The sequence below is a fragment of the Vallitalea maricola genome (genome assembly GCF_036985595.1).
In the GTDB taxonomy this organism is placed as follows: Bacteria; Bacillota; Clostridia; order Lachnospirales; family Vallitaleaceae; genus Vallitalea; species Vallitalea maricola.
In genome coordinates this window covers 24,773-41,523 of sequence record NZ_BTPU01000031.1, presented here as the reverse complement: position 1 = coordinate 41,523, position 16,751 = coordinate 24,773, and the positions used below count along the sequence as shown (strand labels likewise).

At 32.5% G+C, this 16,751-nt stretch carries 7 protein-coding genes; 3 read left to right on the top strand and 4 right to left on the bottom strand.

Features of this window, described 5'->3' with window-relative positions; all coding sequences use genetic code 11:
• Window positions 1-49: 49 nt before the first annotated feature.
• Window positions 50-1,393, top strand: coding sequence for an MATE family efflux transporter (locus AACQ14_RS10495; RefSeq protein WP_339363536.1), 1,344 nt, complete (start codon window positions 50-52; stop codon window positions 1,391-1,393).
• A gap of 97 nt (window positions 1,394-1,490) precedes the next feature.
• Here AACQ14_RS10495 and AACQ14_RS10490 read toward each other — a convergent pair whose 3' ends face one another.
• Window positions 1,491-12,167, bottom strand: a complete 10,677-nt coding sequence (locus AACQ14_RS10490; protein ID WP_339363535.1) for an immunoglobulin-like domain-containing protein — start codon at window positions 12,165-12,167, stop codon at window positions 1,491-1,493.
• A gap of 226 nt (window positions 12,168-12,393) precedes the next feature.
• Here AACQ14_RS10490 and AACQ14_RS10485 point away from each other — a divergent pair, with 226 nt between their 5' ends.
• Entirely contained in the window at window positions 12,394-13,866 is a 1,473-nt protein-coding gene (locus AACQ14_RS10485) for a hypothetical protein (RefSeq protein WP_339363534.1), read from the top strand.
• Between the two features lie 165 nt (window positions 13,867-14,031).
• On the opposite strand, the gene AACQ14_RS10480 is transcribed toward AACQ14_RS10485, so the two are convergent.
• The 3 genes from AACQ14_RS10480 to AACQ14_RS10470 all read right to left on the bottom strand — a co-directional run bounded on the left by AACQ14_RS10480 (window position 14,032) and on the right by AACQ14_RS10470 (window position 16,118).
• Window positions 14,032-14,181 carry a hypothetical protein gene (locus tag AACQ14_RS10480; protein WP_339363533.1) on the bottom strand — a complete coding sequence of 50 codons (150 nt, stop codon included), beginning with the start codon at window positions 14,179-14,181 and terminating at the stop codon, window positions 14,032-14,034.
• A 66-nt stretch (window positions 14,182-14,247) separates the two neighbouring features.
• Complete coding sequence (locus AACQ14_RS10475; protein ID WP_339363532.1) at window positions 14,248-14,559, bottom strand: hypothetical protein; 312 nt, start codon at window positions 14,557-14,559, stop codon at window positions 14,248-14,250.
• Window positions 14,559-16,118, bottom strand: a complete 1,560-nt coding sequence (locus AACQ14_RS10470; protein WP_339363531.1) for a hypothetical protein — start codon at window positions 16,116-16,118, stop codon at window positions 14,559-14,561. The genes AACQ14_RS10475 and AACQ14_RS10470 overlap by 1 nt, the downstream gene beginning before the upstream one ends.
• Window positions 16,119-16,463: 345 nt before the next feature.
• Between AACQ14_RS10470 and AACQ14_RS10465 the strand changes: the two genes are divergently transcribed.
• Window positions 16,464-16,724 carry a hypothetical protein gene (locus tag AACQ14_RS10465; RefSeq protein WP_339363530.1) on the top strand — a complete coding sequence of 87 codons (261 nt, stop codon included), beginning with the start codon at window positions 16,464-16,466 and terminating at the stop codon, window positions 16,722-16,724.
• Window positions 16,725-16,751: the final 27 nt, after the last annotated feature.

Sequence of the window (16,751 nt, the reverse complement as noted above, 5' to 3'; positions counted from 1 at the left end):
ATAAGGTTTATACTATAGCTTGTCAATAAAACACAAAGGAGAATTACATATGAATAAAGATTTTACAAAAATTGATTTAAAAAACTATTTGAAGTTTGTATTTCCTACTATTATATCCATGGTATTCATATCCATATATACTATGACTGATGGCATTTTTGTATCTAATCGGTTAGGAAGTACTGCTCTTGCTGCTCTTAACATAACTATACCTGCCTTTAATTTTATATTCGGTAGTATCTTTATGGTTGTTATTGGGGCATCAGCGATTATTGGAATCAATCTTGGAGCAGAGGATATAGAAAAAGCAAACAAAAACTTTAGCAGCATGATATATGTACTAGTTTTTATTTGCTTCTTTTATCTGTTCATAGGAATTTTCTTTACAGACCAAATAGTAAATCTATTAGGTGCCAAAGGAGATATGATTCCTTATGCAAAGGATTACTTATTTATCCTGTTTATAGGGTCTTTTTGTTTTGTTGCCAAACTGTTTACTGAGGTTTTTCTTAGAATAGAAGGAAAATTCAATTTGTCTTTGGCAGCAACAATAGCTGGTGGACTGGTAAATATTTTATTTGATTATATTTTTATCTATTCTTTGGATATGGGCATTAAGGGGGCAGCATTTGGAACTATACTTGGTGCTTTTATTAACGGATTAGTTGGTATTATTTATTTTGCTTTTAAATCTTCTAAAATCCGCTTTATTTTAACTAAGATTGATTTTGGTTTTATTAGAGAAGCTTTAGTCAATGGTTCATCTGAAATGGTTTCAAGTATTTCTGCTGGAATTACTACTTTTATTTTCAACATAGTTTTGTTAAATCTGGTTGGTGAGTTGGGTGTTTCAAGCATATCTATCATTCTATATATTAATTTCTTGCTATCATCAATATTTATTGGTATAGCTACAGGAATACAACCACTTATAAGTTATAATTTTGGTGCTAATCTTATTGAAAATATTAATAAGCTACTAAAAATATCTATTATAATCATAGGTACCATTAGTGTTGTTTCTTTCATCCTATGCAATATTTTTAAATATCAGCTTATTTCGCTTTTTGAAACAAAGAATGCAGAATTAATTAAGATGACATCTGAAGCCTTTAAGATTTTTAGTTTTACATTTTTTATTAATGGATTCAATATTCTTGGATCAGGATTTTCTACAGCCTTAAATAATGGTAAATATTCAGCTATCATTTCTTTTAGCAGGTCTATTATATTTAAGATAGTTTTAGTTTTAACTCTTCCTTATCTTATTGGATTAAACGGAGTATGGCTTGCAATACCTTTATCTGAGTGTTTATGTCTTTGTCTAACTGTTTATTTTTATAAGAAAATTAGAAAGTTGGGAATGCAAAGTAATTGTTCTATAGAAGAATAAATAATAACAAATCATATCAATAGCATAGCAAGAGCCAGCCTAAATGAATACCATTTAAACTGGCTAATATGCTATTAGATAATTATTTATTGATTTCTTATAATTCCCTCATGTACTCAAGAAGCCTATAAAGAACTACAGCTGTTTCTTTCCTGGTGGCACTGCGTTTAGGATTAAACCTACCACCGTTACCTATCATTATCCCTGTATTTGCAACAAAATTCACAGCTTCTTTAGCATAAGAAGAAATATCGTGTGAATCTTCAAATTCAGTACTCCTTTTGTTAAGAATTTCACTTCCAGTTTTTTTATACTGGTAAAATCTATAAGCTATTGTTGCCAACTGCTCCCTACTGATTTGAGAATTAGGATTAAATATAGAATCTCCACTGCCCTTGACAAGACCTATTTCATAAGCAGTTTCAACAGCGTCTGCAAACCAAGCATCTTTAGGAACATCTATAAAAGTACCTTTGATAATTGAATTATCCATATATAAGGATCGTACTATCATTGTAATAAATTCAGCCCTTGTGATACTGTCTTCAGGTGCAAAAGCTTTCTCAGTCTTCCCATATACCAAACGACGAGATGCCAGAATCTCGACTTTTTCCTTTGCCCAACTGCTTGTAACATCATCAAAATGTTTTATTGTCTCAAATGCAGCATAGGTTGAAAAATGTTTTGTATTAAAAGTAATTAACCCTTCTACTGCATCAGCTACACCACCAACAGGCTTCCAACTGTGGGTATCTTCATCATATACACAGACAATAACTCTTTTAGCATTACTAAATCCAGCTATAGGAATTTTGACTATTACTTCCGGTTCAAATTCAGTAACTTGCTGTTGTCCTACAGCAATTGAGAAATCTAATTTTTTGGATACTCTATCATTATCATCGATTGCCTCATCCTTTATGGAAAAGGTAATCGTCATAGAATTTCCCTCTTCTCCTGTAAGAGATTTTATCAATTCTACTGGAAGACTCATATCACCTTTTCCAGTTATTAGGTGCAAGTCCATATGGTCTGTAATAAGCTGTTTTAAGGCCCTTCCAGTTAGACTAATCTTTATTGTTTTATCATCCTTTACTACATCAGTCACATTGACAATAACTTCTTTTTCTTCATTAGCTTTCAGCTTAAATATGGACTGTTGGTCAATGCTGACAATCGCTATGCTAGTTCCATCCTTCAGAGTTTGACGATTAATCCTGTAATAAGATAGATTATCAGGTATTTCCGAAGAATCTACACTATTCGAATTTCCTGAATCATTATCGCTGTTATTATTTTCATCTGGCTGACCAGTGGTAAATTCTAGTATATAATCCTTTTGCAGTGCTTCATCTTTATCATTCTTTATGGCACCTCTAGGAATCATTAATGAATACGTTGTATTCTTATCTAGTTTCTTATCAGCATTTATAGATAGCCACGCTCCTTCAATAGATAAGGATTTAGATATTTCTTTAGAATTAGGTCCATACATTGCAATGCCTCCAAAGGTAGGACCATCTAGAATATCTTGATTAAATTGTATTTTAATCCCTATATCTAAATCTAAATCTTCCATTCCATCGCCAGGATAGGAAAAAACTATCTCTGGACTACTTGTTGTAGTAACAAAACTTAAGCTGTATACATCATCCATGGTATGTCCATAGGAATCTCCAAGAGCTTTCTCAGGTATTGTAAGTGTATACTGGGTATTATATTCCAATGGACTTTGTGGAGTCACTGTGAGTGTATTGTTTTCAAGGGTTTTGTTAATATATATTGTATTAAGTAAGTTATCTTCTAGTATTATTTGGTCGAACTGTTTTCCTCGTTCAACATTCATATTAAAACTGATAATCAATGGTTCCTGAATACCAATCTGAGTTTCATCAGGTGCAGGATTCACTTTATCCACAACAATTGGAGCTGATTCCAACATGAATTCAGAGATATTATTCTCCGTGGAAAACTCCTCAATATCATCTGGAATTAGAGTGCTCAACATCATATTGATTTTTCCATTTTCATTTTCAACTAAACCATTGGATGAAAATATAAAGTTCAAACTTGCCTCCTGTCCTGGTTTTAATTGTTCAATCTCTCTTGTTTGCAAAATGTGTCCACTTTGTATGTGATTAAGTTGGACTTTGATTCCTTCAATAGATTTACTTCCTCTATTTGCAATATTAGCTTTTACGAGATAATCATCTTTTGCGATATTCTCACACTCGAGATCAGTGACTGCAATATCTGTAGTAACTATTTCATGCTTTATAGTATTGTTCATTTTATTAGATTCTATAATAGCATTGTCTGAATCTACAACAGCATATATATCATATTTTTCTAGTTCTTTTGAATCCACAAGCCATTCTACCTCAATCTGAGTCGAAGAACGTGCTGCAATAGGCTGTTTTGTTGCGGCTTCACCGATTTTTACACCGTCATTTGGATTCCCATCGTATAGATAAAGTATTGCGTTTTCAGCAAAGTCTCCCTCATTTCTAATAGTGGCAGTAATCGTCACCATAGTGCTTGGTAATGGATTTTCAGGGAAAAACTGTAGAGCATCCTCTTCTTCTAATGACAAATCATGTACTGGTGTATAAGTTAACATACGAAGATCAACTTTATCGCTGGCGTTTTGATACTCAACACCTTCTATTACTTCAGTAACTATTTCTGCTTGAGTATAAGCTATGTTCAACTTTCCATCCTCTGTAAATACTGGATTAACTGAGCGAACATACCCTTCCCCTTCTGTCAGCTGAATCTCATGGCTCCAAACATTCTTGTCAATATCATAGAAACATGTAAAAAGATTACTCATATTATTACCGCTAATTTTTTTATAAGTAAGAGCTATTAATGGTTTTGCACCATCACTTATAGCACTCTCATAGTTACTCCCTACACTGCCTAGACATTCCTCTGTTTTGATTTCTCCATCTAATCCCTCTTTATACATGATGCTTCCATCTTCATGCCATGTTATGAACCATTCTCCATTACTATAGACCGCTTTAGGGTTGGAATCTGAAACCTGATTGTTAGTAATCCGTTTCTTCTCTCCCCATGAATTTCCATCATGAATTCTAGCAAAAAGTTCTCTATCCTCTTGTGTTGACTGATCATTATCCATATCAAGGGTATAAAGAAGCAATCCTTTATCTCCTTGCATAGTTAGGCTAGAATTCATTACCGTAGGTAGAGAATCTTCAATTTCCACAGGTGTCCTCCATGTGCTGCCATCCCAACTTGAGTACATTAAACGGTCACTATTTTCAGGTGATAGGTATTCTTTCATATCTGATCCTGGAATAAACCCTAATCCTTCTGATTTGGTCCAAACTAATAGTGCATTATTACCGTCTGCAGCAAGCTTAGGTGAATGATCGAATTTGTCATCATCAGTTAACATTACCACCTTCATATCACTATCACCAGTCTTATAATCACTCTCAGTAACGCTTATTTCACTATTTTTAATAAATGTACCTAGTTCAGCAACTTCTGGCATAACCTGCTTGATATTCTGCCATGCCATTAACACGCCGTTTTCTGTAGATGTCAATACTGGAGTGAAATCAGCGGTTCCATCCCCTCCTATCCATTCAGGAGAAGACCAGTTTCCGTCTTTTAATACAGAACACCTCATTTGCGTACGATTCATTGTTGAACGTTCTGGATTATCGTCTGTCCATACCATCCAAATTTCATCACTATTTTTTACAAGTTTAACTTCTGCTTCCGGGTAAATATTATTTTTCATGACTTCTATTTGAGGATTCACTTCTTCTGAACTATCATAGCTTAATAAATTACTCATCATGGGTGGTGACTCTCTATTAAGATAATTCCTGCTCATTGGTTCAAGCTTGGCATTGTCTGTGTCGAACTCCATCACAAAGGAACTTGGAGCTACTCTTAGCATAGTAGTAGAAATTTTCTCCTTATCATTATCCCAGTGTGTTTGTACGGACTTACTCAGAATTTCCTGATTATATAATAAGAATTTTGCATTGATTCCAGCAGTAATACTCGGTTCAACTTGGATATACCCAGTCGGTATGTGAAACTCACTATCTACACGTCCTTTTACATACCCTTCAACATTTACCCAATCTAGCCCTGCTACAATAGATGCATTAACATAGGGTTCAAAATAGATGATTCCACTATAGTCTCTTTCATTGTCGTCACTTTTATCTACAATAAAAGTTCCTCCTAACACAGAACCCATTTTAAGTGTTGCATCTGCGCCTATATCAATTTTGGGAACTCTATAACCTTTTTTCCAAAAATAATTTCCATCACCAATCAACGAAAATTCTCCCAAATATAATTCCCATTCTTTCAAGCTATTATTATACTTAAGAAACATCCTTCCTCTCATATCTGCACTAATTTCATAACCGGTAGATACTAACTTTGCCTTAGTTTTTTCTTTTCCATAGGTGTACCCAGCTCCAAAATCCAACTTAATATAACCACTCTTATCCATAATGCCCTGAAGTTTGTAATCATCGTTACTGAGCCCAAAACTTCTAGCATTATTTAAAAGAGGTATATCATCAAGTATTGGAATACGTTCCCCTATTAATTCATTTATTCCCATAGGTGTGTCTATACGATACTCCCCATCTACATAATTAATATTAAATTCAGGTCCAAAATATGGTTTGTTAACCACCTCTATTTTTGCATCTAGCCAAGGGGATTTAATTCCACCTCGTGAAACCATACGAACTAATAAGCTCTCACCCTGATACAGAAAAGTACCCGGTTTCAACTCAATACTGGGCTCAATAGTCCTAATATTTCGTCTGCCTGAATCTGTTTTTATCTCATAATATCCAGGTTCTAGGCCACCCCAATCTCCTTCGAATTCAAATAATATAGGAGGCATATCTACACCCCGAATAAAAACCGTCTTTCTCCTATTGCTTGAATTGGATAACTCAGATTTGATAGAGTAAATACCTGGTTCTTTCCCTTCTACTGGTAATATTATTGTATTTTCGATACCAACGTGGTTAACAAACTCATTGTCAGAAAAATAGATACTGTTTTTACCTATAAACTTTAAGTTATGAGGTCCAGTTTCTATGTCTTTAATCACATAACTGTACCCATTTTCATCATCACTCCATTTTCTTTCAGCCCACTTTTCTACTCCATCCAACTCAAAAAACTGCCCCTGAGAATTTTCTATAAATCTTCCTGAATTTTTACTGTACAATTTTATTCTTAGATCTTGTTTATCACTATAATTACTTATAGTAACCGGTACACGTACTACCTTTTCATTTTCCATGTTGCCAAATATAAAGGCTAATTCATATGTTCCAAAAAGATTATAGCTCTTATTCTCATACCAGAAAGGAAAGAATGCTGTTCCCTTATCGTTATGGGTATGTCCCCACTCATCAACAAAATTCTTATCCCCTTTACCAGTAACACTGGTTCCTAAATCCTTTTTTAAAACTCCATTTTTATAAAGCAGCATCCTAACCTTTTCATCAGGAAGTCTAATTCCATTATATGACAAATTTACAGTATAAATTTTATGATTCGGAGTATAATCAGTATCATCAATTATTAGTTCATGATGCCAATTAGGTGAAACAGATAGTTTTACATCATTAGAATTATAATCATCAATAGTTATCATTTGCTCAATTTCATAGGAAAAACCCTTATCATCCTGTAATCTAAGTATTACTCGATATTTTCCTGAACTATTATAGGTATGGTTAGTTTTTTTACCACTTCCACTACGTCCATCTCCAAAGCTCCAATCAAAAGAAATTATTTTATATCCAGCTGTATTAAATATCCCCTCAAGCCACTGTGTATTAAATGCTAGTGGTTTATTTATTAACCATCTTGTTGATGGCTGTGCTACAAATGAAGCAATACCCAGATTAAGTTTCCTTGCGGTAGTGAACTTAAATTTAAGCGTATCATTGACATTATTATCTTCATTTTTATATGCGCCTCTAGGTATAATCACGGTATATGTATCTGAAGGATTTAATTGTATAATTGGTGTTAGAACTAATTTGTTTTCTCTTTCATCAATATGAAAATCCACAAGATTACCTTTAGAATCCGCTATAGTAATATTAGCAAATTCCATCCCCCTATTTACTGGAGATGAAAACTGAATTTCCACAGGTGTATTTATATTAGCCCCTATATAGTCATCTATTGGAGTTACCTTATCAATTTCTAATGAGTTTTCCCCTGTTGTAAAACTCATATTATACTCAATATCCAAGGGGTTCAAACCTGAGCTATAAGGCCCTACAAGCGTATATTCAGTATTTGGTTTCAGCGGTTGATAAGGTCGTATTATTATCCCCTTTTGAAGACCATTTTCTGAGTCAAAGTTTAGTCTATCTCTGCTTGCATTTACCCAGTTTCCTTCGTTATCCCTCAGTATAATGTCTTGCATGTCACATAAGCTAACCATTTCTGAAAAAATAATCTCGATACTTTGGTGAATATCCACTCCATTTTGACCGTCAAGTGGGTAAGAGCTTATTACTTCAGGTATATTATCATCACCTTTGATTCTAAACTGTATAGTTCTTGAATTACTCTCATTTTTAAAGCGATCACTAACAGCACCTGATGGTATAGATATTTCATATATAACACTAGACTCCAATTGCTTTGCACCTATATTTAACGTTATGGTATCTCCATCTAGATTTCTTGTGACTGGAACTTCATTACCAGCTCTAGTGTGAAGTGATATATTATTAAATGCACTACCTTTAGCTATTTCGCTATAGTTATATTTAAAGGATATTTCAGACCCCACAATAGCTTTTCTGTCCCTATCTATGGGATTTGAAGAAATAACCTCGATATTTTTTAATAATCTCTGTTCAGTACTAAATAATAATCTGAACTCCCCTAGAGGGTTATCTGACATATCGGTGATAGTACCTTGTGGAATATAGAGTTCATAATCTTTCTGAAACTCCAGATCCTTATCTAGCGTAATAATCAGCTTGTTATTATCAATCCTTCGATAAATAATGGAGACTTTACTTGACCCTAGAAGTTCAATACCATTAAGCCATTTCCCTGTGATTCCACAAGCTTGTTTTATATTCTCATTAAAGGTTACTGTTATCTGTCTAGTATTATAAAAAACATCCGTACTATTATTTTCAGGCATAGTGTTTATTATCTCTGGAGGGTCAGTGTCTGGCATGGAAATAATACTATAAATAAATCCTTTGACATCCTCTATATCTTCTTTTTTCAAAGTAGCGGTCATAGTCACTGATTGATGTCCTTCCTCGTATTCTGGTCTAGTAATAACTCCACTATTAGATATTACCTCCGGCTTATTAGATGTCCATGTTATTATAGACCCCTCAGGAGCTGAAACAGGAAGTATTAAGTCATGACATATTGAATATTGTGACAAATTTTCCCCTAAAGTTCTATAAACAGAAAGCCATGCTTTGTCCGCAGCTATAGCCTCTTCATTTGTCTGCTCCAAAGCCTTAACAATCATTTCAAATATTTTCTCGCTAGATTCAGTTCCTTTAGATATAGTTGCAGTAAGTATCACTTTCTTATTTCCCTGTGTAAAGGTTGGCTGACTTACAGTACCATTAAGTGCTATCACATCTTTATTTGTGGATTTCCAACTTATGTTAGTGTTTCTAGAACCAACAACTGGAAGGTTTAAGTCCTTTATGACATTGTCAAGGCCTGTATTCTCATTAAGTACTAGCTCCTTGGTCAACCACAGCTTATCAATAGCCACATCTTCTGCCCCTGTTGCCTCTAATGCCTTAACTGTTATATTGAATATCTTTTTAACTTCAACAGAACCCTTAGATAGAGTTGCAGTAAGTTCAACTTCCATATCTCCTTGGGTATATGTTGGCCTCTTAACTGTCCCATCTTGCAATACTACATCCTCATTGGTTGTTTGCCAATTTATGCTGCTTTTTTTTTCACTTTTTTTAGGAAGATTTAGATTTGTGATTACGGTTTCAAAATCGCTATTGCCGTTAAGTACCAACTCATCAGTTAGCCAATCAGTACTATCACCATTAACTATATCTTGGTCACTAACTCTGACTGTCAAGTTGAAGATTTTTCTAATCTCTTCAGAGCCTTTGGATATCGTTGCAGTAAGTATGATTTCTTGATCACCATCAACATATGACGGTGTGGTTACTTTTCCATTCAGTGCCACCGTGTTATTATTTGTTGATTCCCAACTTATAACACTGCTATTGAGACCAAGTGTAGGTAATAATAAGTCTTTTGTAACACTGTCCATAGTAATGTTTCCATTAAGTATAAGTTCATCACTCAACCATTCCATATCCCAAGCCACACTTTCCGAATCTGTCAACGCCATGTGAACTTCTGTTGAGGCTATGGCACCTCCTGCTGCTATAGCTTTTACAATAGCAATGCCAGACGTATTTGAGGTTAAGTTAACGGAAGCTTTTCCTGAATTAGTAATTACTGAATATGAATCTAGCGTACCTAACGAAGTAGAAAAATCAATTGGTATATGAGCAGTAGAACTATCCTCTCCGTTAACTAAGACGGTTATTGTACTAGATAATTGTCCTCCTTGAGGATCAGCTGAAAGGGTAATATTAGATGCATTAATAAAGTTATATGGAGCAAAATCAATAGACGTAGAATCATTCTTAAAGTACCATCCCCATATTTTATTTTTATCCTTTGCATTACCAGCCGAACCCGTAAAACCTATAAATACATCCTGAACATCTTCTATACTAAGATCATCCTCTTCGTTGGTAAAGATTTCTCCAATATCTATATTATCTACTTGAAATGTAGGATTTTGGGGTCTCTTAGTAGTAGAGCTGACCCTTATTTCCAGCGTCTCTAATTGTCCATCATACTCAATCCATACATTTTTAATTTCAGTAGGATTATTAGTGCTGCCACCGCCTACCATCTGATATCTCCCATTGTCGATAGATGCGTCATTATTCCCATTATAAAATACTGCCACGTAATCTACAAAACTATAGATAGTAGCTTGCCCAGAGCCAGCGTATCTTTTATATAATGTTTCAAAAGCGATACTAATACTAGGGCTAATTCCCTCTGTACCCAATGATTCAATACTTTGACCATATTCATCACTGCCTTCTGCCTGCAATGTAAAGGTAAAACCTCCATCTCCCAATGTAAAGTTAGGATGTTCATTTTGGAAGGAGAAGGCTGTACTAAAAGACATGTCATCTTCTAAGTGAAGCTTATTTTTAGTGAAAATACTTCCTCCCCTTAGTGATCCATCATTATCAAATTGTAATGCTTGGATACTATTACCATCTTGATTTTCAGTCCCTGTAATTCCCGATATACCATTAAATTGAAGTCTTCCTTCTAGATTGCTAAAATCTTCAATTTTTAATCCTAAAGCAAATTCTTCAATTTTTGTTACGATAACATCAAATGTTTTCTGCACACTTATAGTCTTAATCTTATCCTCAACCTCATCTTCAATCTCATAATATAGGGTCGCTGTAAGCCTTACTGGTTGATCTCCTTGATTTTTGGTAGGTCTGGTTACCGTTCCATCTAGAGCTATAGAATCATCGGTAGATTCCCACTTTATACTATTGCCATTTGGTCCAAGTACTGGCAAGTAAAGATCTAACTTAACATCATTAGGGCTGTTTCCATTTAACACAAGTTCCTCAGTCAACCATTCCATATCTAGAGCCAACTTTTCATCCTCGTTAGGGTCCATAGCGCTAACCGTTGCATAAAATGTCTTTATCCTTTGATACGGTGAATCTCCTATGATAGCTGTAAGAATAACATCTTTATTAGCCTTGCCGAAGGCAGGTCTAGTTACTGTTCCATCCAAAGCAATAACTTCTTCATCGGAGGAAATCCATGTTATTGGACTACCGTATTCTCCTTGTAAACAAAAGGTAAGATTTTCTGTAACGTTGTACAAAAATCCAGAGCCACTAGGATATATATGGTATTCCCCCAACCAATAATAATCAGCCTCTATCTTCCGCTCTTCCTCATTAGCTTCTAATGAACTCACCTCTATATTAAAAGTCTTCCCAGTCTTTGCCTCTCCCTTGGATATGATAGCAGTGAGCTTAACAAATTCGTTCCCTTGAGTATAAGTGGGTCTATTTACTTCTCCATCATGTTGTACTACTTCTTCATTAGTTGATATCCAATTTATAGTACTACCGTTTTCGCCAAGTACAGGAAGGTTAAGGTTATTTGTTATATTATTATAAACATTGCTATATTCACCTTGCTCATAATCGTTACCACTAAGAATTCTATCAGCTATCAGCCAATCATAATCAGCTGTTAAATAAGAATCTTCCTCTGTTGGGTTGAATTGGATTTCAATTGATGCATTAGGATAATACTTTTGTGTTACAACTAAAGCAGTACCTGCCACGTTAGAGGTTAAAGTGACTATTGCCCGTCCTGATACGTCAGATACCGCCGAACTTGGTTCTAAAACACCAAAATTTGTTGAAAACTCAACTCTCTTTCCTTCTACAGGATTGTCATCATTATCATATACCGTCGCTGTTATAGTACTTGAAACTCCATCTGCCGTAGGTGTAGCAGAAAGTACGATTTTTATTTCTTCTTCTGCATAAACTCCCTGATTGACTTTGTTTTTTAGATATGGAAACTGTAAATTGGAAAACATTATTAACAAAACCATAATAGAACCTATAATTCTTCTCCATCTTTTCATTGAACATCTCTCCATCCACTTAAGAACATTAGGTTAATTTTATAGTATTATTATATAGTATATATTTAGTAATAACAATAATATTTCGTAATTTATATAATATTATTTTACTAATTATTTCGGAATTATTATAATCACACAAAAGTATTGCAAATTATACACAAAATAATATATACTATGTTTAAATAATCTCCAAGATTTTTTATATGAAGGGAAAGTGAAATTAATGAATGAAATATTAAGCTTCGGCTCCTACCTAAACGAATTGTTAACCCTAAGGGGTATAGATAAAAAACACTTTGCTTTTATGATGAATATAAATCGTTCCCAGCTTTATCGTTTTTTAAGTAGTGAACAACTTCCTGACCTAGAACAATTGAATGAAATATCTCAAAAGCTTAGTTTGAGAGTATCTGAAAGAAAAAAATTATTTGAAAGCTACGAGTGCACTGGATATGGCTGGGAGATTGTCAAAGGCAGAAAACTAATAACAGATATGCTAGACAAAGTGGACAGTAAAACACTTCAAAAGGGGATAACTTATGAGTATATCATAGAAAACCCTATGATTATCAATGAAAATGTTAGTGTTGTCCCTATAAGTAATAAAATAAATGTTATTAATACCTTATTATCTCTACTGGAATCAATCAAAAACGACTCTAATATTTCAGCTATCAACATAATTATTCAGCCTGATAATAAAGACTTTGTAAACATACTTACTAAGTTACTAGTGGAAATTATTAATAGAAAAAGAGACCTCTCTGTAAAACACATTATTCGTTTTAAGAATGATTTTCTTAATAAAAATAAGCTTCATAATCTAGAAATACTTAAATCACTGATTCCACTATCCTTTTTCGAAAAGGTATATGAAGTATATTATTCAACAGAGAATCTTAAACCTGATGCTTATGAAGCATTTTTCCCTAATTTTATTAGCATTAATTCCGAGACTGCTTTTGTTTTTTCAGAGGATTATGAGAATGGCCTTCTTTATACTTCCAAATGTCAGGCGTCCATTCAACTGATGAATGAAGAATTCAACAAAATTCTTAAGGATTGCCTCCCATTATTTATAAACCTTGAAACCTATGAAAAACAATCACTTTATATGTATGAATATGAGCATATATTGCAGGCGGACACCACACTTGTACATCCAGAAAATGGTTTTTATACCTTCCCAATTGAATTAATCAAGGAAAAGGAAAGAGAGCAAATAATTCCAAAAGAGATTGCTCAAATACTCATAAAAAGAATGGAAACTTTCAGGAAAAGATTAAAGAAAAGTAAAGCTCTAGAAATAATATCCCTTGCAGGTCTTAGAAATTTTGCTGCAACTGGTCAATTACTTATATATAGAAATATTAAATTAAGCAAAAATGAACGAATTAATATCTTAAAAAATCTTTTAGAATTTGTAGAAAATGAGGAAAACTATAATCTTTACCTAATGAATGAGGAAAATCATTTTTATAATTCCAATTTTGCCATATATACCATAGGAAGCGAACTACTTTATATTGTTCCTTCATATACTAATTTTAAAATAACAGACAATATCATAATCAGAAACAAAGGAATTATCGAAAGTTTTACAGATTTCATGTATACCAGTTTTACAGCAAATAACAGTTTAGTCGAAAGTAATGAAGTTGCCTCTGTTATTAGGAATATTATTAAAAATATGTAATGACATGTAATTGACGCTAATATCTTCTCGTGATAAAGAAGTTAATATCGCTAAAATAATTTAAATTAGATTTTAAATCATAGAAGGTATCTTACAATAACTTGTTAGATACCTTCATTAATACAACAGTTTATTCACAAAAGGAACATATTATTTACTATCCTATTATTTTATTCTAAATAAAGTATAGATATTTGGTTTCTCATCTAATGACAAACCATATTTGAATTTACTATTCTTGAAGAATCCTAAATTCGTATCAATATCTTTATTTGCTAATTTGAACTTAATGTCATAGTGATATCCATATTTCAACTTTACCTACTGATTCCAAAAGATTTAATCTTAATTGAATGCTACCAATTTCTTTTACTAATAATTCTAAAAAATCCATATATACTCAGGATTACGATTTAGTAATTCAAGAAATATATATAAGTATATTATATAAACCAATATTGCCCATCCACACATTTCTAGACCAAAGATATGTTTTTTTCTATTAAAATCTTCATACCTTTTTGCACTATATCTATATCCTCCAATGATAAATACCATACACGATGCTTTAAATGGAAAAAGAAATCCAATGTTAATATCATAGTAAATTAATATAGAAAATATATATGCAATGAGAAAAGATGTTAACGTACATCTCACTCTTCTATGCTTTAATTTTTTTAAATTGATCATTACTTGCTCTCCTTCACAAACCATTCATTGTACATTTCCCAACCAAACTTAATGCCTTCTGCAGATAACTTTTTAATTCTTTCCTTATTTGTTAAATTATTTATTTTAGCATCTAGAATTTTGTCAATTAATACACCTGTCGTAGCTGGAATGGTTACACCACCTATCGTACCACCTATTGTAGCACCTGGAGCATTACCAATAAGTCCTCCAATAAAAGTTCCCCCAGCTGTACCAGCTGCTAATGATGCAGCGTCTACCCCTTGTTTAATTCCAAATATTACAGCCTCTCCAACAACATCTCCAATAAACTCATCTGTACTTGCACCTTTTTGTAAATTATTCTGTAAATCTTTAGCTACATTGCCAAGAGAGTTTAATGCATCAAGACTTGTTCCAACACCACCTATGCCACCTGATAATTGTGATGACCGCTTTAACGCTGGTCCAGCAACATCATCAACTGAATTAAGAAATGTTTTCTTTGCTAAAGAACTTCTTCCAATTTCTTGATATATATGTATAGTATTTGATTTATACCAACTAACTGATTCACTCAAAGACTTATTGAACGCATTAGCTCCATTTTTTACACCCCCAAGTACAGGAGAAGTATTTTTATTTATGTATTGGTATATATCAATTGTATTATTTAACTTTGATTTTGGTCCATTATTTAACCTTATCTCTTCATCTAATTGTTTATAACTTTTATCAACATAGTCTTTTTTCTTGCTATAACCACTAGAATATATATAACTAATTGGTTTATTTTGGGTGTATGCATATAAATTTAATCTGTTGCCTCTGTAACTATCTTCCTCAATAAACCCATTTTCCTTTAATTCATCAATCCCAATCATATGTACAGCTTGAAAAGTAGCTCTATCTAATTGACCTGTTACCTGGACATTTAATCCTTTTTCACGAATATACTGTTGTAATTTCTTTATTCTTTTCTCATCATCTGCTTTTTCAGATGTCTTCCTAAAAATTCTCTCTGCCTCTGACTTACTATATGTACCTATTGCTGATTCATCCAATACATTACTTTCCAACGTATTCTCATCTTCAACTACTGACTTTGAATAATCTTTATTATTTATATAAACTCCATTATCCTCAAAAAACTTCTTTACATGAGTTATTTTACTTATTAATTGATTATACAATCTTTCAAACCAATTCTGTAAAAGACTAATACCACTTATACTTACTTCATCATTTTTCGTTTTTGTCATATCCGTAACATGTGAATCAGTATTTGTATCTAATAATTGGTTAAGCAGATTTTGTATTTGATGTTCGCTATTGCTATATTCAATTACTGCTTTATTAATAATTTGACTTGAATTGTAAGTACTTTCAATAATATTTTGAAAATCATTTGTCAAAGTATTAAATTGGTCATCTATATTATCCCTTCTAGTAATATCAATGTCAATAGAATTCTTAATCATTTTGAATCTATTAAAAATATAGTCTATTCTTTTAGTTATTTCTTTTATGTCATTTTCTTTTTCAGATAAAGTATTCAAATTGTATTTTGTTTGTCTCATAAATAGCTCCTTTCTATCTTCATTTAATATTATATCTTTTAATAATAAAATACAATAAATCCTGACGAACGACACGATTTATGGGATAAAATGCATTTTCAAAACAGATAATACTCATTATGTATAATAGCAACAACTATTTTGTCAATTAATTTCTAAAATATAATAGCTATATATTATTTATATCAGCTATCTTTTTATTCTATTAATATAACTAAACCGCTAATTATTATATTACATTATTAATCCAATCTTTATGATATTATAGTATTAAAGTGCTATTTTTATAATTATTAAGATTTGATAAACTATAATAAGATAATATTATAGAAAGGGATAATTAAAATGTCATTAATCTACTATCTAGCTTTATTAATATTCATAATGTTAATTATAACAACAATTTTATCAAGCACATTATCAAAAGGAATTAAAACTCCAATACATAATATTCTAATTATATTCACTCAAATTATTATTCTACTTGGAATCATAATACTGAAAACTGAATCAGAAGATCTAACTTATATCTGTGGTTTTCTAATAGTTCTATTCATATTTTTAGGTAGTGTGATAACTAAGTATGGAAATGTAAAAAAACAGTAGATTGATATAACTTAAGAATAGATATTA